The sequence below is a fragment of the Enterococcus quebecensis genome (assembly GCF_001730365.1).
Classification (GTDB): Bacteria; Bacillota; Bacilli; order Lactobacillales; family Enterococcaceae; genus Enterococcus_L; species Enterococcus_L quebecensis.
In genome coordinates this window covers 377,759-397,750 of the sequence record NZ_MIKB01000001.1, presented here as the reverse complement: position 1 = coordinate 397,750, position 19,992 = coordinate 377,759, and the positions used below count along the sequence as shown (strand labels likewise).

The 19,992-nt window shown below is 34.9% G+C and carries 20 protein-coding genes; 18 read left to right on the top strand and 2 right to left on the bottom strand.

Annotated elements, in window-relative coordinates; all coding sequences use genetic code 11:
* The first annotated feature begins 6 nt into the window (after positions 1-6).
* The 11 genes from pstB (BCR23_RS01775) (at position 7) to BCR23_RS01725 (ending at position 10,804) form a co-directional block, all read left to right on the top strand.
* The gene (pstB, locus tag BCR23_RS01775; RefSeq protein ID WP_069633783.1) at positions 7-807 is read left to right on the top strand and encodes a phosphate ABC transporter ATP-binding protein PstB; all 801 of its coding nucleotides are present in this window, start codon (positions 7-9) and stop codon (positions 805-807) included.
* 10 nt (positions 808-817) lie between these two features.
* Entirely contained in the window at positions 818-1,576 is a 759-nt protein-coding gene (pstB, locus tag BCR23_RS01770; RefSeq protein ID WP_069633782.1) for a phosphate ABC transporter ATP-binding protein PstB, read from the top strand.
* Between the two features lie 18 nt (positions 1,577-1,594).
* Positions 1,595-2,266 (top strand): phosphate signaling complex protein PhoU, encoded by a 672-nt coding sequence (phoU, locus tag BCR23_RS01765; protein WP_069633781.1) that lies wholly within the window; start codon positions 1,595-1,597, stop codon positions 2,264-2,266.
* A gap of 313 nt (positions 2,267-2,579) precedes the next feature.
* Entirely contained in the window at positions 2,580-3,518 is a 939-nt protein-coding gene (locus BCR23_RS01760) for a sugar-binding transcriptional regulator (RefSeq protein WP_069633780.1), read from the top strand.
* 139 nt (positions 3,519-3,657) lie between these two features.
* Entirely contained in the window at positions 3,658-4,326 is a 669-nt protein-coding gene (gene deoC / locus BCR23_RS01755; protein WP_069633779.1) for a deoxyribose-phosphate aldolase, read from the top strand.
* 70 nt (positions 4,327-4,396) lie between these two features.
* A complete protein-coding gene (locus BCR23_RS01750; RefSeq protein WP_069633778.1) occupies positions 4,397-5,578 on the top strand; it encodes a NupC/NupG family nucleoside CNT transporter in 1,182 nt (393 codons plus the stop codon).
* Between the two features lie 32 nt (positions 5,579-5,610).
* Positions 5,611-6,792: a phosphopentomutase gene (gene deoB / locus BCR23_RS01745; protein WP_069633777.1), complete on the top strand. Its 1,182-nt coding sequence runs from the start codon at positions 5,611-5,613 to the stop codon at positions 6,790-6,792.
* Between the two features lie 20 nt (positions 6,793-6,812).
* On the top strand, positions 6,813-8,111 hold the full coding sequence (locus tag BCR23_RS01740; RefSeq protein WP_069633776.1) for a pyrimidine-nucleoside phosphorylase: 1,299 nt from the start codon (positions 6,813-6,815) through the stop codon (positions 8,109-8,111).
* A gap of 247 nt (positions 8,112-8,358) precedes the next feature.
* Positions 8,359-9,957 (top strand): daptomycin-sensing surface protein LiaX, encoded by a 1,599-nt coding sequence (gene liaX / locus BCR23_RS01735; protein WP_069633775.1) that lies wholly within the window; start codon positions 8,359-8,361, stop codon positions 9,955-9,957.
* 167 nt (positions 9,958-10,124) lie between these two features.
* The gene (locus BCR23_RS01730; RefSeq protein WP_069633774.1) at positions 10,125-10,445 is read left to right on the top strand and encodes a PspC domain-containing protein; all 321 of its coding nucleotides are present in this window, start codon (positions 10,125-10,127) and stop codon (positions 10,443-10,445) included.
* Positions 10,445-10,804: a phage holin family protein gene (locus tag BCR23_RS01725; RefSeq protein WP_069633773.1), complete on the top strand. Its 360-nt coding sequence runs from the start codon at positions 10,445-10,447 to the stop codon at positions 10,802-10,804. The genes BCR23_RS01730 and BCR23_RS01725 overlap by 1 nt, the downstream gene beginning before the upstream one ends.
* Before the next feature lie 40 nt (positions 10,805-10,844).
* Here the strand turns inward: BCR23_RS01725 and BCR23_RS01720 are convergent, their stop codons facing one another.
* Complete coding sequence (locus BCR23_RS01720) at positions 10,845-11,813, bottom strand: GIY-YIG nuclease family protein (RefSeq protein WP_069633772.1); 969 nt, start codon at positions 11,811-11,813, stop codon at positions 10,845-10,847.
* A gap of 229 nt (positions 11,814-12,042) precedes the next feature.
* Here BCR23_RS01720 and hprK point away from each other — a divergent pair, with 229 nt between their 5' ends.
* The 6 genes from hprK (at position 12,043) to BCR23_RS01690 (ending at position 17,470) form a co-directional block, all read left to right on the top strand.
* Positions 12,043-12,981 carry an HPr(Ser) kinase/phosphatase gene (gene hprK / locus BCR23_RS01715; protein WP_069633771.1) on the top strand — a complete coding sequence of 313 codons (939 nt, stop codon included), beginning with the start codon at positions 12,043-12,045 and terminating at the stop codon, positions 12,979-12,981.
* Between the two features lie 180 nt (positions 12,982-13,161).
* Complete coding sequence (gene lgt, locus BCR23_RS01710) at positions 13,162-13,992, top strand: prolipoprotein diacylglyceryl transferase (RefSeq protein WP_069633770.1); 831 nt, start codon at positions 13,162-13,164, stop codon at positions 13,990-13,992.
* Positions 13,993-14,265: 273 nt separating this feature from the next.
* Complete coding sequence (locus tag BCR23_RS01705; RefSeq protein ID WP_069633769.1) at positions 14,266-15,282, top strand: NAD(P)H-dependent glycerol-3-phosphate dehydrogenase; 1,017 nt, start codon at positions 14,266-14,268, stop codon at positions 15,280-15,282.
* Between the two features lie 20 nt (positions 15,283-15,302).
* On the top strand, positions 15,303-16,199 hold the full coding sequence (gene galU, locus BCR23_RS01700; protein ID WP_069633768.1) for a UTP--glucose-1-phosphate uridylyltransferase GalU: 897 nt from the start codon (positions 15,303-15,305) through the stop codon (positions 16,197-16,199).
* 216 nt (positions 16,200-16,415) lie between these two features.
* Positions 16,416-16,856 (top strand): DUF948 domain-containing protein, encoded by a 441-nt coding sequence (locus tag BCR23_RS01695; protein WP_069633767.1) that lies wholly within the window; start codon positions 16,416-16,418, stop codon positions 16,854-16,856.
* A 23-nt stretch (positions 16,857-16,879) separates the two neighbouring features.
* Complete coding sequence (locus BCR23_RS01690; RefSeq protein WP_069633766.1) at positions 16,880-17,470, top strand: YtxH domain-containing protein; 591 nt, start codon at positions 16,880-16,882, stop codon at positions 17,468-17,470.
* Positions 17,471-17,671: 201 nt separating this feature from the next.
* Here BCR23_RS01690 and BCR23_RS01685 read toward each other — a convergent pair whose 3' ends face one another.
* Positions 17,672-18,772, bottom strand: a complete 1,101-nt coding sequence (locus BCR23_RS01685) for an aminopeptidase P family protein (RefSeq protein WP_069633765.1) — start codon at positions 18,770-18,772, stop codon at positions 17,672-17,674.
* Between the two features lie 213 nt (positions 18,773-18,985).
* Between BCR23_RS01685 and ccpA the strand changes: the two genes are divergently transcribed.
* Entirely contained in the window at positions 18,986-19,987 is a 1,002-nt protein-coding gene (gene ccpA, locus BCR23_RS01680) for a catabolite control protein A (RefSeq protein ID WP_069633764.1), read from the top strand.
* The last annotated feature ends 5 nt before the right edge of the window (positions 19,988-19,992 follow it).

Genomic DNA, 19,992 nt, shown 5'->3' with positions numbered 1-19,992 from the left:
ATCAGAATGAAAGAATATAATTTAAGTGACACAAATATTATTAAATTACCAGAACCGATTGCACTTCATACCGATGATTTACATGTCTGGTATGGCGATAATGAAGCAATCAAAGGTGTTGATTTAGAGTTTGAAAAAAATAAAATCACTGCTTTGATTGGCCCTTCTGGCTGTGGGAAATCGACTTATTTACGTTCGTTGAACCGCATGAATGATGGGATCGCTAACACCAAAGTTACAGGAAACATCATGTACAAAGGTGTAAACGTGAATACAAAAGAAGTTGATGTTTATGAAATGCGTAAACGAATTGGCATGGTATTTCAACGTCCTAATCCGTTTAGTAAATCAATTTATGAAAATATCACATTTGCGTTAAAACAACATGGTGAAAAAGATAAGAAAAAGTTAGATGAAATTGTTGAAACAAGTTTAAAACAAGCCGCACTTTGGGATCAAGTCAAAGACAACTTAGATAAAAGTGCCTTGGCTTTATCAGGTGGTCAGCAACAACGTTTATGTATTGCTAGGGCTATTGCTATGAAACCGGATATTTTACTTTTAGATGAGCCAGCGAGTGCATTAGATCCAATTTCAACCGGAAAAGTGGAAGAGACACTAGTTAATTTAAAAGATGACTATACGATTATCATCGTGACACATAATATGCAGCAAGCTGCTCGGATCAGTGATTATACTGCCTTCTTCTATTTAGGCAAAGTAATCGAATACGATGAAACAAGAAAAATCTTTACACGACCAAAAATTCAAGCGACAGAAGATTACGTTTCTGGGCATTTTGGTTAGGAGGAGCAAGATGACAAAAGAAATTATTTCATCAAAAGATTTGCATTTGTATTACGGCAAAAAAGAAGCTTTAAAAGGGATTGATTTAAGTATCAATCAAGGAGAAATCACTGCTATGATCGGTCCTTCTGGTTGCGGAAAATCTACTTATCTCCGTTCGTTGAATCGAATGAATGATTTGATTCCAGGTGTTACGATTACTGGGAGTGTGCTTTACAAAGGTAAAGATATCTACGGTCCTAAAACGGACATCGTGGATCTGCGTAAAGAAATCGGAATGGTTTTTCAACAACCGAATCCATTTCCTTTTTCTGTCTATGAAAATGTGATCTACGGGTTACGTTTAAAAGGAGAAAAAGACAAGCAGGTTTTAGACGAAGCGGTTGAAACCAGTTTAAAGGCTGCTTCTGTTTGGGAAGATGTAAAAGACAAGCTGCACAAAAGTGCTCTATCTTTATCAGGCGGACAACAACAACGTGTGTGTATTGCTCGTGTTTTAGCGGTTGATCCAGATATCATTTTACTTGATGAGCCAACAAGTGCATTGGATCCTGTTTCCAGTGGGAAAATTGAAAATATGCTCTTAACGTTAAAAGAAAAGTATACAATGATTATGGTGACTCATAATATGTCTCAGGCTTCTCGGATTTCTGATAAAACGGCTTTCTTTTTGCAAGGTGAATTGATAGAATTTAATGATACCAAAAAAATATTCTTGAACCCTAAAGAAAAACAAACAGAAGATTACATTTCTGGAAAATTTGGGTAAATAAAAGGAGGAAGACACATGTTGCGTAGCCAATTTGAAGAAGAATTGTTAAATCTTCATAACCAATTTTATGAAATGGGCATGATGGTAAGTAATGTGGTACATAAATCTGTACGTGCTTACATTAATCATGATAAAAAAATAGCCCAAGAAGTGATCGATTATGATGTAGAAATTAATGATATGGAAGTAAAATTAGAAAAGAAAAGCTTTGAAATGATCGCCTTACAGCAACCAGTAACAACAGATTTAAGAATGATTATCACTGTTATGAAAGCTAGTTCTGATTTAGAAAGAATGGCAGATCACGCTGTATCAATTGCTAAATCAACGATTCGTTTAAAAGGTGAGACACGTATTCCTGAGATTGAAAAAGAAATATCAGATATGTCTGATTATGTTAAGAAAATGGTTGATAATGTTTTGATAGCTTACGTAAAGACAGATCAAAAAGATGCACGAATGATCGCAAAAATGGACACAAGAGTAAACGAATATTTTGATAGTATCTATAGACATTCTATCAAAGCGATGCAAGCCAATCCTGAAACGGTTGTAAGTGGAACAGATTATCTCCATGTAGCGACTTATTTGGAACGTATTGGCGATTATGTGACGAATATCTGTGAATGGATTGTTTATTTAGCAACAGGCAAAATCACAGAGTTGAATAATCCTCATGATGAATAACAAGTAGCAAAAATTACCTTCGATAATCTTATCGGGGTATTTTTTTTTAGTATAAAAATCTGAAAAACGTAAAAATAAAAATCATTTTGAACAAAATTTCATTAATGTGTTTACAATATTTCATTCAAGATGTATTATACAGATATATTGGGAAACCTAACCATTATAATTTTTGTTGCTGAATGTTTAAGTTTTGACAAAGATAAAACAGAAGAGTTAGGAACTATTTATTTAATTAACCAAGGAAGTGTGGTTTGTTTTAGCCATTTTTTCTTGCTATAATTGAAGAAAATATAAAGAACGGACTATAAATATGGATAATCAAAAACAACAACTTAGTATCGAAGCTGCTAGATTGTATTACCAATCTGGTCTTGGTCAACAGGAAATTGCAAAAAAATTAGATCTTTCCCGTCCAACGATCTCTAGATTGCTGAATTATGCTAAGGAAAAAGGTTACGTGCAGATTACAATCTCCGATCCATTTTCCGATTTATTCGAACTTGAAAAACGTCTTAAAGAAAAATATGACTTATTAGAAGTACATGTTGTCTTTTCACCTGAACCTAATTATCAAGTGATAACGGAATATCTAACCTCATATGCAGCTGAATATTTGGAAGAAACAATCAAAAATGGAGATATTTTAGGAGTCAGTTGGGGAACAACTATGTATGAGATTGCAAGAAAACTAGATTCCCAAGAAAGAGTAGGTGTGGAAATTGTTCAACTAAAAGGTGGTATCAGCCACTCTAGTGTGAACACATATGCCAATGAAACGTTGACTTTATTTGAAAAAGCGTTTCATACTGTAGCGGTACAATTGCCACTACCAGTTATTTTTGACAATGCAGAAGTAAAAAAAATGGTTGAGCAAGATCGGCATATTCAAAAAATCATCTCTAAAGGAAAACAAGCAAATATTGCACTGTTTACAGTGGGAACAGTTAGAGACGAAGCCTTGTTATTTCGTTTAGGTTATTTTAGTGAAGAAGAGGAAAAGCTTCTTAAAGAACAAGCAGTTGGGGATATTTGTTCACGATTTTTTGATAGTAGTGGTGAAATATGCAGCCAGAAGATCAACGAACGAACAATTGGTATTGAACTATCAGAACTAAGAGAAAAAGAAAAAGCAATTTTAGTAGCAGGTGGTTCGCGAAAAATCAAAGCTATTGATGGTGCATTGGCGGGTAAATATGCAAATGTACTTATCATTGATCAAATTGCAGCTGAAGGGTTATTGAATCTATAGAGATTATTTATAGAATAAATAGGGACTAAAAAAACGTTCCTATTTATTTTTTTATTAATTGAACATAATTTCATGATGTTGTTTACAAATGTTCTTGTTGAGTGTATAATACAAGTATAAAAACTAAAGGAGTGTAATAATGGATATTGCAAAAATGATTGATCATACAGCATTAAAACCTGAAACAACAAAAGATATGATTGTAAAACTTTGTCAAGAAGCTAAAACGTATCAGTTCGCATCGGTTTGTGTGAATCCTTATTGGGTTAACCTAGCTAGTACTGAATTAAAAGGTTCAGGCGTTGACGTTTGTACTGTAATTGGTTTTCCTTTAGGTGCTAATACATCTGAAACTAAAGCTTTTGAAACAAAAAATGCTATTGCCAATGGAGCTACAGAAGTTGATATGGTTATCAATGTAGGAGCTTTAAAATCTGGCGACTTAGAAACTGTAGAAGCAGACATTCGTGCCGTTGTTGAGGCATCAGGAAATGTACTTGTAAAAGTTATTCTTGAAACATGCTTACTTACAAAAGAAGAGATTGTTACTGTTTCTGAATTATCTGTCAAAGCAGGAGCTGATTTTGTTAAAACGTCAACTGGTTTTTCAACTGGTGGGGCAACAGCAGAAGATATTGCATTGATGAGAAAAACTGTAGGACCTAATGTTGGCGTAAAAGCTTCCGGCGGAGTTCGTACAAAAGAAGATGTAGACGCAATGATTAAAGCAGGAGCATCAAGAATCGGTGCAAGTGCAGGAGTTTCTATTGTTTCAGGTGACTCATCTGATCAAGGAAACGGATATTAAAAAAAGAATAAAGTAAGCAACTCGCTTACTTTTACAAAAGAATGTAAACGAGTTCAAATTGGAGGAGAACATGAAATATTTAATTGGCTGTATAGGTTTGGTGTTTTTTGTAGGAATTGCATGGTTAACGAGTAGCGATCGTAAGAAGGTTAAATTTAAACCAGTTGTCATTATGTTGGCGTTACAATTTCTTTTAGGATTTGTATTACTGAATACAAGTGCAGGTAATTTCGTTATTGAAGGAATTGCAAAAGGTTTTGATAATTTACTATTATATGCTAGTGAAGGTGTAAACTTTGTTTTTGGAGGACTAGTTAATCCAGACGCAAGCTCATTTTTTATTGGCGTTTTATTACCAATCGTTTTTATATCTGCATTAATTGGAATTTTACAGTATTTTAAAATTCTTCCGTTTATTGTGAAATATATTGGCCTTGCATTGAGTAAAGTCAACGGCATGGGTAAGTTAGAATCTTATAATGCTGTTGCTTCAGCTATTTTAGGTCAATCAGAAGTGTTTATTTCTGTAAAAAAACAATTAGGACTATTACCAAAACACCGACTATATACATTATGTGCTTCAGCGATGTCAACTGTATCAATGGCTATTATAGGTTCTTATATGTTTTTATTGAAACCTCAGTATGTTGTAACCGCTATTGTTTTAAACTTGTTTGGCGGATTTATCATTACATCGGTAATCAATCCTTACGAAGTGACAGATGAAGAAGATGTTTTAGAAGTAAAAGATGAAAAAGAGCAATCCTTTTTTGAAATGCTGGGAGAGTATATCATGGATGGTTTCCATGTAGCAATTACGGTTGCAGCGATGTTGATCGGGTTTGTAGCAGTTATTACAATGATCAACGCAATTTTTAAAGGGATTTTCGGAATTTCGTTCCAAGATATTATTGGTTATTTAGTTGCACCATTTGCATTCTTGATGGGTGTACCAGCAAGCGAAATTGTAGATGCTGGAAGTATCATGGCAACGAAACTAGTTTCTAATGAATTTGTTGCTATGACTAATTTAACAACGACTTCAATCGAATTTTCAGGCAGAACAACAGCAATCATTTCTGTTTTCTTAGTTTCTTTTGCTAATTTTTCTTCAATCGGTATCATCTCAGGAGCTGTTAAAAGTTTGAATGAAGAACAAGGGAATGTGGTTGCACGCTTTGGTATAAAATTATTATTCGGCGCAACACTTGTTAGTTGTTTAACAGCAACAATCGTTGGATTAATTTATTAATTTTTTAAGTTTAACTGATGAGGTGAAAAAGAATGGAAGAATTTAAAAGAATACATGTTGTCGTAATGGATTCTGTAGGAATAGGTGAGGCACCAGACGCAAATGATTTTGATGATTTTGACGTGCATACGCTTGGCCATATTGCTAAAGAAATGAATGGATTAAATCTTCCTAATATGGGCGCTTTAGGATTGTCACATATTGAAGAAATATCTGGTGTTCAAAAAGTAGACGAGCCTTTAGGTTACTATACGAAAATGCAGGAAACCTCTGCCGGTAAAGATACAATGACTGGTCACTGGGAAATCATGGGATTATACATTGATAAACCTTTCAGAGTTTTTCCAGATGGATTTCCAGATGAGTTGTTAGAAAAGATCAAATCATTCTCAGGAAGAGAAATCATTGGCAATAAAGCTGCCAGCGGGACAGAAATTCTTGAAGAACTTGGAGAAGAACAACTTAAGACAGGTGCATTGATTGTTTACACTTCAGCAGACTCTGTTTTACAAATTGCAGCGAATGAAGAAATTATTCCTTTAGAAGAATTGTATCGTATTTGTGAATATGCTCGTGAAATTACGAGAGATGAACCGTATATGTTAGGACGTATCATTGCTAGACCATTTGTTGGAACATCGAAAGATACATTCAAACGTACTGCAAATCGTCATGATTATGCATTGAAACCTTTTGATAAAACAGTTATGGATACGTTAAAGGAAAACGGATTAGATTCAATAGCACTAGGTAAGATATCTGACATATTTGATGGTGAAGGTGTGACTGAAAGCATTCGTACAGTATCAAATATGGATGGCATGGATAAGTTTATCGAATTGTTAGATAAAGATTTTCATGGAATGAGCTTTTTAAATCTAGTTGATTTTGATGCTGTATTTGGACACAGGAGAGATCCTTTGGGTTACGGAGAAGCATTACAAGAATTTGATCAACGATTACCAGAAGTTTTTTCTAAATTAAAAGAAGATGACTTATTGATTATTACAGCAGATCATGGGAATGATCCTACGTACAAAGGAACAGATCATACTAGGGAGTACGTACCATTATTAGTTTATTCTAAACGTTTCTCAAAAGGTCAGGAACTAAGCTTGAGAAAAACATTTTCTGATATTGGCGCAACCGTGGCGGATAACTTTAATGTGAAGATGCCAGATTATGGTACTAGCTTCTTAGCAGATTTAAAATAAAAAAAGGAATGGTGATAAAGATGAGAATGGTCGACGTTATTGAAAAAAAGCGCAACGGATTGGAACTAACAAAAGAAGAAATTAAATTTTTTATTGATGGTTATACTGCTGGAACAATTCCAGATTATCAAGCAAGTGCATTGTTAATGGCTATTTATTTCCAAGATATGACAGATGAAGAACGCGCTAACTTAACTCTTGCAATGGTTGATTCAGGTGATGTTATCGATTTATCTGGTATTGAAGGCGTAAAAGTGGATAAACATTCTACTGGTGGCGTTGGAGATACAACAACATTAGTATTAGCTCCACTTATTGCTGCATTAGATATTCCTTTTGCAAAAATGTCTGGTCGTGGTCTAGGCCATACTGGCGGAACATTGGATAAATTGGAATCATTCGATGGTTTCCATATCGAAATCAGTGATGAAGAGTTTATCAATATTGTTAATCAAGATAAAATTGCTGTTATTGGTCAGTCTGGAAACTTAACGCCAGCTGATAAGAAAATTTATGCACTACGTGATGTAACAGGAACAGTTAGTTCGATACCTTTGATTGCTGGATCAATCATGAGTAAGAAAATTGCTGCTGGTGCAGATGCGATTGTTTTAGATGTAAAAACAGGTGCAGGTGCCTTTATGAAAACAGAAGAAGATGCTGAAAAATTAGCTGAAGCAATGGTTCGTATCGGAAATCTTGTTGGAAGAAAAACAATGGCGATCATCTCTGATATGTCTCAACCTTTAGGTGCTGCAATCGGAAACTCTTTAGAAATTAAAGAAGCGATTGATACATTAAAAGGAAACGGACCAGAGGATTTGACAGAGTTAGTTTTAACTTTAGGTAGTCAAATGGTTGTCCTAGCAGGAAAAACAGATTCTTTAGATGAAGCACGTCAAATGTTGCTTGGTGTGATTGCAGACGGTTCAGCTTTGGAAAAATTTGCAGTATTCGTTAAAAATCAAGGTGGTAACCCTGAATGGGTGAAAAATCCTGAATTATTACCTCAAGCAGAGTATACGTTTGAAGTAACAGCGGATAAAGAGGGTGTTGTATCTGAAATAGTTGCAGATGCTATTGGTGTTGCAGCTATGAAATTAGGTGCCGGCCGAGCAACTAAAGAAGATGAAATTGATCTAGCTGTTGGTCTAGTGTTAAACAAGAAAATTGGAGATAACGTTAAAGTTGGAGATTCTCTTGTTACTGTCCATGCAAATAAAACAGATATTTCTGAAGTAGAAGCTATGATCAAAGAGAACATCCAAATCGGTGGTAAAGGACAAGCTCCTAAATTGATTTACAAACAAATTTCTTAAGAATAGTCAATTGTTTATCGAATGAAAGGCGCTTTCGGAATGGTTGATTGTATAATCTAACATATAATAAGAAGAAGATATTACTCAATACGAGATTATCTTCTTCTTTTTTATGATTTTTGATATTGTACGGAAGTACAGGATAAAATTCATTCTTAAGTCCTATGACAAAGAATAAAAAAGAAGGCATAATAGGTACATAAGGAAAACACCCTCGGGTGAAAAATTTGCTAAGGAGGCAATTTCCATGAAAGAAAGAGAAAGAGTATTAGACTTAGTTAAAAAAGGTATCCTATCTTCAGAGGAAGCTTTGGTCTTACTAGAAAACATGGCGACAGAAAAAGATGAGAAACAAATCAAAAAAGCTGCCGACAAAGTAAATGTAACGAACCCAACTGTTGATACAATAGAAAATGACAAAGTTGTAGATTTATTAAATAAGTTAGAAGAACAAAAGGAAGAGGTTGTTGAACCTGAAGTTTCTGACGAAGACGTTAAAGCAAAAGAAGCACAGGATCATGAGCGTCTAGAAAAAATCCTTGATGATCTAGCAACAGAAGCAAACCGTACATCGGTAGAGTTAGATGAAATCAACGCTGAAATTGCAGGTGTTAAAGAAGAAATCAAAGAAGCACAAGAAAAATTGATGGAATTAAACACAAAAGAAGAATTAGGAGAATTAGTAAACGAAGATTTAGATTTAAGAACTTCCTTAGAAACAGAAATTAAGTCTTTAGAAGATTCTTTAGATGAAAGAAATCAAGAAAAGATTACTTTAGAAGCAGAATTAAAAAATATTCGCAAAGAACAATGGTCTGAGACAAAAGACCGTGTTACATCAAAATTTGATATTCCTGATGACTGGAAAGATCAAGCAACAGATACGATCAATCAAGTTGGGGAAAAAATGAGTGAAGCAGGTTCTCAACTAGGTTCTTTTCTTAAGAAAACATTTAATTCATTCTCAGAAACAATGAATGATAATATGGAATGGAAAGATGTTAGCTTTAAAGTACCTGGTGTTGCTACAACAAAATTTGATCATGAATTCAATTACCCAACACCACAAGCAAGTTTGATTGATGTTAAAGTTGCTAACGGAAATATTGTTTTCAAAACGTGGGATCAAGCAGATGTTAAAGTAGAAGGAAAAATCAAGCTTTATGGAAAAATGGATGCCGAAACACCACTTGAAGCATTTTTGGAAAGAAGCCAAATTGATGTAGATGATGAAGTTATTTCATTCCAAATTCCTAACAAGCGTGTACGTGCAGATTTAGTTTTCTACTTACCAGAACGCACATTTGACCATGTTTCAATCAAATTATTGAATGGTAATGTGTCTGTAGAAGATTTAAAAGCAAAAGATGTATATGCAAAGTCAACGAATGGTTCTATCACGTTTAACAAAATCGATGCAACAATGCTTGAAATCGAAGGTGTAAATGGAGATATTAAAGTTTTGGATGGCGAAATCTTAGACAATATTATTGAAACTGTGAATGGTACAGTAACGATCGCTGCAACACCTCAAACAATCGGTGTTTCATTGATTAATGGTGATGTTCGCATTACAGCTAAAGAAAAAACATTACGCAAGATAGAAGCAAGTTCGGTTAATGGAAATGTAAAGATTGCATTACCGGCTGAACTAGGTATAGAAGGTACTGTAAAAACGAGTTTAGGCAGTATCAATAGCCGTTTGAGTGACTATGAGGTCATTCGTGAGAAGAAAGAAAGAACCAATCAATTATTACAATTCAGACGATTGAATGAAGACGATATGGCACAAATCAATGCTTCTACAACAACAGGAAACATTTATTTAAAAGACACGGATAAATAAATGTGTAGAGCAGTGATCGCTTAAGCAAATATAAATTTCTCAACCGATAGTTAAGAGTCGTAGTCAAAATTTGGCTCCATCTTAACTATTGGAAAGAGAAATGAGTGAAAAAAGGATGATTCTTCATCCATTCTAGTGTAAAATCTAAGAGACAAGAGGTGAAAGAAATGAGAAAACGATTGACAAAATCTCCTAATAATGTGGTTTTAACAGGAACCTTGGCGGGAATTGCAGAGTGGTTAGGGATCGATCCAACGATTGTGCGTGTGATTTATGTGGTGGCTAGTTTCATCTTTATTGGCAGCCCAATTTTTCTATATATTGTTTTGGCTATTTTGATTCCTTCAGGTAGAAACAAAAACAGCAACTACTATGGACATCAAAATCCATACAACAGAAATACTCGTAATGCCAACCCCTATGCTAACGAACAAAAACAAAGAAAACAAGCGGAAAAAGTGAATGATGATGACTGGAGTGACTTCTAATGACGTATTTTCAACGTTTGATCGTTAATACGTTGACCTTTGTGTCACTATCAGTAATTTTCCCCAATATGATTTTTGTAAGAAGTATCTGGATGGCAGTCGTTGCAGCATTTGTGCTCTCCATATTGAATATGCTAGTAAAACCAGTGTTAACGATTTTATCCCTTCCACTTACTTTACTTACATTTGGATTGTTTAGCTTCATTGTAAATGCAGCGATTTTGAAGATGACTTCTTCATTTGTTGGAGAAATGAATTTTGGTTTTTCCAGCTTTGGAGCAGCAATCTTAATGGCAGTAATTATGTCATTAGTCAATGCAATTGTCAGTGAGCGGAATTTAGATAAATACGGTGAATAAGGATAAAACCCAAGCGAGTATGTTGGGTTTTATCCTTTTTTTATGCAAAGGGATCAGTAAGATCAATTAACTGACATTCTCTGTGTTGGTTAACATAACTGTACAAAATATTGATAAAATCAACTTGTTCTTTAGAAAATTGATTCCTATTTTCAGGTCTTTTTTTTGGAAGAATTTTTTTCACTAATTGGGTTGAAGTATATTTATTAAAGGTTTGTTTTGTCAAAGTTCGACTATTGACAACTAGTCCTTGATAGATCAGATAATATTTTATTTTCGCACCGATTGCAATATAGAGGAGTTGCCATTGAGTTTGATTTGCAAGAATCAGTTTTTTATTTTGAGTGAAGAAATGGGTGATAAATTTCCAGTTTTCGTGTATTTTTTTAGCTTGTTCAAATGAATAACGTTCTGAAGCTAAAATCATTTTTTCTTTTAGACGGTTTTGTGGTTGTTGATTATTAAATGCGAATGCACCTAGTAGTTCTTCAACAATGATTTCTCGTTTAATTGGGTTAGGGGAATCGTTAGAAAATGATTGTTGCCAATAATTTTTTTGATTTAATCCGTACAGGTCCTCCAAAATTCCTTTCAATTCAGATAGTTTGCGGTTAATGGGGAAAGGACCAAAACAATTTTTATATGTAGGAACTGTAAGGATATTGATGGTAACATCTTTCTTTTGGGTATTAATTTCAATATATTTATACTTTTCAAAAGCGTTCATTTGCCGGTTATAGATGGGACGATATTTATGGATTAGTTGGCATTCTAATAAAAGAGCATCTAGCTCAGTAGTGACTTCTATAACATCGAAATCAGTTAATTGATGAATCAAGCGGAGAGTCTTTTTGGAATGTTGTTTGTTTTTGACGAAGTAACTACTGACGCGTTCTTGTAATTTTTTTGCTTTCCCTACATAGATGACTTCTCCATGACGATCTTTCATTAAATAAACGCCAGGACTCAAAGGAAGACTCTTTGCTTGTTCTTTTAAACTATTTTTCATAGAAACACTTCCAATAGGTTATTTTCAACAGGATACAGTGATACAAACTAAGTATACAAATTTATTGATGATAGTCAATAACGAAGAAAAAACAACCTTGTAAGAATAATTAATAGAATAAAATTTTTACATAAGGAGTACAAAAATACGTTGATCTTCTTAATAGCTAGAAACTTCTTACGTGAAATGATAAAATGGAACGAGTAGAAGAAAGGAATGGTCGATAAATATGGAAGAAGTTGTTAAAATTCATCAGCTGGTAGAAAAACTTTCTTTAGAAGTCGTTTATGGCGATGAAGAAAGTTTAAATAGAGAAATCACAACAGGCGATATTTCTCGTCCGGGATTGGAGTTAACGGGTTATTTTAATTACTATCCTCATAATCGATTGCAGTTGTTCGGTAGTAAGGAGATTACATTTTCTGAACGAATGATGCCAGAAGAACGATTGATGGTTATGCGTCGTTTATGTGAAAAAGACACTCCAGCTTTTATTATTTCTAGAGGACTAGAAGCACCTGCTGAGATGGTGCAAGCGGCAAAAGAAAAAGGTTTGGCAGTTTTACGTTCGCCAATCTCCACGTCAAGATTGTTAGGAGAATTATCAAGTTATTTGGATGGCAGATTAGCTGCAAGAACAAGTGTACATGGTGTTTTAGTTGATGTATATGGCTTGGGAGTCTTAATTCAAGGTGACAGTGGTATCGGTAAGAGTGAGACGGCCTTAGAGTTGATTAAACGTGGACATCGTTTGATTGCAGATGATCGAGTGGATGTTTATCAACAAGATGAATTAACGGTTGTGGGAGAACCACCTAAAATTTTGCAACATCTGATTGAAATTCGAGGAATTGGAATTATTGATGTCATGAATCTGTTTGGCGCAAGTGCTGTTCGTGGATTCATGCAGGTTCAACTTGTAGTTTATTTAGAAGCATGGGAAAAAGATAAAAAATATGATCGTTTAGGTTCCGATGATGCGGTGGTTGAGATTGCTAGTGTAGATGTTCCGCAAATTAGGATTCCTGTAAAAACAGGACGAAACGTTGCAATTATTATCGAAGTAGCTGCAATGAATTTCCGTGCAAAAACAATGGGCTATGATGCAACGAAATCATTTGAAGAGCGTTTAACTCGATTGATTGAGGAAAATTCAGGTGTTATCTAACTTAGTGGGTTAGTCTTTCAGAAAAATAACAAAAAAAGTTACAAACATGTTTTGCTATTTTTCTGATAAGGCTTGGGGAGCTCTGTTTTGGCTTTGGAACATAGTGAATAAAATAAACTAATATTAAAACGTACATGGTGTAGCAAAGCTTTGTTACCTATAGTTTAAGGAGGAAGCCAAATGTTTGGACAAGTAAACCCAGTTGCAATTAATCTTTTTGGAATAGCAGTATACTGGTATGCAATTATCATTGTTTCAGGAATCGTACTAGCTGTTTGGCTAAGTAGTAGAGAAGCGGTCCGCGTCGGTTTGAAAGAAGATGACGTGGTTGATTTTATGTTATGGGGATTACCTAGTGCCATTATCGGTGCTCGTTTGTATTATGTGATTTTTCAATGGCAGGATTACGTCGATAATCCAATCGAAATCATCTTGACTAGAAATGGCGGCTTGGCGATTTATGGAGGGCTGATTGGTGGAGGACTAGCTTTATTTTTCTTTACACGTCATCGATTTATCTCAACTTGGACCTTTTTAGATATTGCGGCGCCAAGTGTCATTTTAGCGCAGGCAATTGGACGTTGGGGTAATTTTATGAATCACGAAGCATATGGTCCAGCGACGACAAAGGCCTTTTTAGAAGGATTGCACTTACCTAAGTTTATTATCGATAATATGAATATTGATGGAACGTATCATCAACCGACGTTTTTATATGAGTCTGTTTGGAACGTATTAGGATTTATCCTATTAGTCCTTTTAAGAAGAAAGAAAAATTTCTTAAAAGAAGGCGAAGTCTTTTTAGGATATATTATTTGGTATTCATTTGGTCGTTTCTTTATTGAAGGTTTGCGTACGGATAGTCTATATGCATTTGGAAGTATCCGGGTTTCACAACTAGTTTCTCTTGTGCTATTTTTTGGTGCGATTATTACAGTGGTTGTTCGTCGCAAAAAAGGATCACCGAAATTTTACGATCGTGAAAAAGGAACTGCAAAAAAAGCCATTTAGAACTGCCCATTCAAGCTAAGCTATGTTAAAATGTAAGCTGGGTATGAAAGTTATAAAATTAGTTATTTGGCAAGTTTATTTAAAGAAATAAGAAGAGGATTTGAATGCTTATTCCTCGGTCAGCTTTTCTGTGATCTAGCGACACTGAATCAGCTCTAAGGAAAAAATAAAAATTAAATGGGTCATAGAATGACTTAGTTGATTTTCCCTATTTTTCTGTCAGAACTGAGTAATTTATTTAGCTGTTCTTATTTTGAAAGGAGATTTTCACCAATGAAACAAAAAGTTGCTGTTTTAGGTCCTGGTTCGTGGGGTACTGCTTTGGCCCAAGTGTTAGCAGAAAATGGCCATGAGGTTCGTATCTGGGGACATAATGAAGCACAAATTGATGAAATCAATACTTATCACACAAATCAACATTATCTTCCTGATCTAGTTATTCCAGAATCGATTCAAGGGAAGATATCTTTAGAAGAGTGTATTGTAGATGCGGATGCAATATTATTTGTTGTTCCGACAAAAGCGATTCGAATGGTCGCAAAAGAGGTCACTGCGAAATGTACAAATAAGCCGTTGATTATTCATGCTAGTAAAGGCTTGGAACAAGGAAGTCATAAACGCATATCAGAAGTGTTGATGGAAGAAATTCCAGCTGATATAAGACGCGGTGTTGCTGTTTTATCTGGTCCGAGTCATGCAGAAGAAGTGGCTGTTCATGATATTACAACGATTACTGCGGCAAGTGAGAATTTGGCAGATGCGATGTATGTCCAATCATTATTTATGAATGATTATTTCAGAATTTACACAAATGATGATGTGATTGGTGTAGAAACAGGTGCGGCTTTAAAAAATATTATTGCTTTAGGTGCTGGCGCGATTCATGGATTAGGATTTGGTGATGATGCAAAAGCTGCGATTATGACACGTGGCTTAGCTGAAATCAGCCGTCTTGGTGTAGCAATGGGTGCAAATCCTCTAACCTTCATTGGATTGAGTGGGGTTGGTGACTTGATTGTTACCTGTACGAGTGTTCATTCACGAAATTGGCGAGCTGGAAATTTGCTTGGCAAAGGACACAGTTTAGATGAGGTTCTTGAAAATATGGGGATGATTGTTGAAGGTGTATCTACAACAAAAGCCGCCTATGAGCTTTCTCAACAGTTAAACGTTGATATGCCAATTACAGAAGCGATTTATAAGGTATTGTATGAAGGTAAAGATGTAAAACAAGCAGCAAAAGAAATTATGTTGCGTGATGGTAAAACAGAAAATGAATTTTCTATATAATTATTAGGAGGCCATTTGGCATGAAAGTAAAAAAAGCAGTTATTCCAGCAGCTGGACTGGGAACAAGATTTTTACCAGCGACAAAAGCGATGGCAAAAGAAATGCTGCCGATCGTAGATAAACCTACAATTCAATTTATCGTTGAAGAAGCATTAGCTTCAGGAATTGAAGATATTTTGATTGTAACAGGCAAAGCAAAACGCCCTATTGAAGATCATTTTGACGCAAACTTCGAGTTAGAAAGTAATCTTCGTGAGAAAAATAAAACAGATTTGTTAAAATTAGTAGAAGAAACAACGGATGTTAATCTTCACTTTATTCGTCAGTCCCATCCAAAAGGTTTAGGACACGCTGTTTTACAAGCAAAAGCATTTGTAGGAAATGAACCATTTGTTGTTATGCTTGGTGATGATATTATGGAAGATAAAATCCCATTATCAAAACAATTAATGAATGACTACGATGAAACACATGCATCAACGATTGCTGTGATGAAAGTCCCTCATGAAGAAACATCTAAATATGGTATTATTAACCCAGAAGCAGAGGTTTCTAAAGGGTTGTACAACGTGAATAACTTTGTCGAAAAACCAAAACCAGAAGAAGCGCCAAGCGATTTAGCGATTATTGGTCGTTACTTGTTAACACCTGAAATCTTCCATGTACTAGAATCACAAGAGCCTGGTGCTGGCGGGGAGATTCAATTAACAGATGCGATTGATACGTTGAATAAAACACAACGTGTATTTGCTAGAGAATTTACTGGTAAACGTTATGATGTAGGGGACAAATTTGGTTTTATGAAAACCAGTATTGAATACGGATTAGTTCACCCAGAAGTGAAAGATAATCTACGTGAATATATTATTGAACTAGGTGCTGAACTTGCTAAAGAAGACGCCCCTAAAAAGAAATAGAGAAAAACAATTGAAATGATTTTTTCTTTTGAAGGCAGAGCAAAATTTGTTCTGTCTTTTTTTCATAAAAAACACTTAAATTTGTTTAAAAACTATGTAGAGAGTTGTTCTATAAATTGTTATAATTAAAATAACAAAGCTAACTGAATCATTTGTGAAAATAATCAGTTGGTGTTATTCTAAGAACATGGAATATTTGATGAGAGGAGCAACAGTATGACAGGTGGAGAGGTTGCAGCGATTATTGCTGCAGTAGCGTTTGCTGTATTAGTAGTGTTTATTGTTTTAGTATTGATAAAAATTGGTAAAACAGTCGAGAGGGTAACTACCACAGTTGATGAAGCCAATAAAACAATTGAGGTTGTAACAAAAGATGTAGATATTTTATCTAGACAGGTAGAAGGGTTATTAGTAAAGAGTAACGAGTTATTAGATGATGTTAATAAGAAAGTTGCAACAATTGACCCGTTATTTGAGGCGGTAGCTGATCTAAGTGAAAGTGTTTCTGAACTTAATTATTCTAGCAGAAATTTACTTGGAAAAGTCGGATCTGTTGGCAAGACAACTGCTAAAGCAGGGGTTGTAAGCAAAGTTGGCGGAGCAGCATTCAGAGCTTTTCGTTCTAAATCATCAAAAACAAGTGAATCAACTAAATAATAAAAGATATTGGAGGAATAAACATGGCTAAAAAAGGTGGATTTTTCTTAGGAGCGATTATCGGTGGAGCGGCAGCAGCGGCAGCGGCGTTGTTATTAGCACCAAAGTCTGGTAAAGAATTGCGTGAGGACTTGGCAAATCAAGCAGATGATTTTAAAGATAAAGCAACCGATTATACAGATTATGCAATGCAAAAAGGTTCCGAGTTATCATCAATTGCTAAAGATAAAGCGAGTATTTTAGGTGAGCAAGCTGGTGATTTGGCTGGTAACGTTAAAGATAAAACAAAAGATTCTTTAGACAAGGCACAAGGTGTGTCTGATACAGTTTTAGAATCGTTTAAGAAACAAACGGGTGATCTAACTGATCGTTTTAAAAAGACTGCTCAAGATGTAAATGATCAAGTAGACGAGCTAGGTGATATTGCTGAAGATACTTCTGATGATATCTTTATTGATGTAAAAGAATCAGCAAAAAAAGCAAAAGCAACCGTGTCTGAAGGAATTGCTGAAGCAAAAGAAGTAACCAAGGATGTACCAGAAAAAGTAGAAGAAGCCCAACAAGAAACAAAGAAAATTGTTAAAGAATCACTAGAAGATGTTAAAGGTGAATAGCACTAACAAAAAAGAAAGAGGTTGGGACGGAAGGGTTTAACTCCGAGAAATAAGAGAGAATTAACGAAAATTACTTTTCAAATTTTTTCTAATTGCAGCTTATTTCTGAAGGAGTTAATTCTGCTCCCACCGTTTATTCGGATTTAGAGCCTGAAACAAAACTGATTTTTAGTTTTGTCTCAAGCTCTTTCTTTTTTTATATTAATCGATGATCATTAACTCTTTTGGTGTTTTTGTAAAAGCTTCACAGCCAGTTTTAGTTACATGTAAACAATCTTCGATACGTACACCAACTTTTCCAGGAATGTAAATACCTGGTTCGATAGAAAAACACATACCTTCTTCAATAACTAAATCATTTCCCGTAACTAGAGAAGGGTATTCATGAACAGTTGTACCGATACCGTGTCCTAGACGATGATTGAAATAGTCACCATAACCATAACTGCTGATAACTCCCCGAGCAACTTCATCCAGTTCGCCAGCTGTGATTCCTGGTTTTACAGCATCCATGGCTTTTAGTTGTGCTTCTAAAACAATCGAATAGATTTCTTTTTGGAAATCTGTTGGTTCTTTATAGGCAACTGTTCGTGTAACATCACTACAGTAGCCATTGTAAACTACGCCTAAATCAAATAGGACTAACTCATGTTTGGAAACAGCAGTACTTCCAGGATTTCCATGAGGACTAGCTGCATTTTTTCCTGTCAATACTAACGTATCAAAGCTCATTGAACGAATCCCTTGGCGCTTTAATTGGTATTCAATTTCAGCTAATATTTCTTGCTCTTTAGCACCTTCTTTGATGGCTTTAAACCCAATTTCTAAAGCAACATCTGCCCAATTTCCAGCTTCCATAAGTTTAGAAATTTCAATGGGCGTTTTTATTAATTGTAATCTTTCAATGATAGGTGTGGCATTTGCCGAAAAATCACTTGTTGGAAAATAATGATTTAAACAATCAAAACGTGCAACAGATAAAGCATCTTTTTCGGTTGCAATTTTAGTTGGTATTTGGTTATTTTTAATGTGTTGAGCAATTTTTTCCCAAGGATTTTCACTATCAAGATAACCGTAAACAGGATAGGTCCATGAGCTTTTTTCTGCATCTTCAACCTCTAAAGCAGGTGTAAATAAAAAAGGATCGTGATTTAATGAGATAAACAGTGCTAAAACTCTTTCGTGGGGATCACTCTCATAGCCAGAAAAGTAGGCAATATGTCCGGGATCACTAATATAAGTAAGATCGATATTTTCAGTAGCCATCCATTTTTTTAGATCATTGATTTTTTCTTGATTCATAAATATCCTTCTTTCTTTTAATACGATTTACTGTAAAACTTACCTTTATCATACCACGAAATGCTGTAAAGTGCTTTTTGAAATATGTAGTAAATTTTCATGAAAATGGGATAAAACGGTTGCAAAAATAAAAGAACTCTGATATTCTTAGTGAGAAATGTAAACAGCGTTTTCAGAAAATGCAAATAACTTTAAATATTTAGGAGAATAAACATGGAAAAACAAACAATTACTATTTATGATGTTGCTCGTGAAGCAAATGTATCCATGGCGACTGTATCTCGTGTAGTAAATGGCAATCCCAATGTGAAGCCTGCTACACGTAAAAAAGTGCTAGAAGTAATCGATCGCTTAGATTATCGTCCCAATGCTGTAGCCCGCGGTTTAGCAAGTAAAAAAACAACGACTGTCGGTGTAATTATTCCTGATGTCAGCAATATCTTTTTTGCTTCTTTAGCTCGAGGTATTGATGATGTTGCAACAATGTATAAATACAACATTATTTTAGCTAATTCAGACGGTAACGATCAAAAAGAAGTGAACGTATTGAATAACCTTTTAGCAAAACAAGTTGATGGAATTATTTTTATGGGACACCATATTACAGATGAGATCCGTGGCGAATTTTCACGTTCTAAAACACCTGTTGTTTTAGCTGGTTCTATTGACCCTGATGAGCAAGTAGGTAGTGTGAACATTGATTATAAAGAAGCAACAAAAGATGCAACGAGCTTTTTAGCTAAAAATGGAAATAAGAAAATTGCATTTGTTAGCGGAGCGTTGATCGATCCAATCAATGGACAAAACCGTATCAAAGGCTATAAAGAAGCATTGGCAGACAATGGCTTGTCTTATAATGAAGGATTGATTTTTGAATCTGAGTATAAGTTCAAAAATGGAATCAATTTGGCTGAACGTATTCGTAATAGCGGAGCGACTGCAGCTTACGTGACAGATGATGAATTAGCAATCGGTTTGTTAGACGGCATGCTTGATGCTGGTGTGAAAGTACCAGAAGAGTTTGAAATCATTACAAGCAATAATTCATTACTGACAGAAGTTTCTCGTCCACGTCTTTCAAGTGTGACACAACCTTTATATGATATTGGTGCAGTTTCAATGCGTCTATTGACAAAATTAATGAACAAAGAAGAAATCGAAGATAAAACAGTTATTTTACCATACGGTATGGATCAAAAAGGTTCAACGAAGTAAGGCAA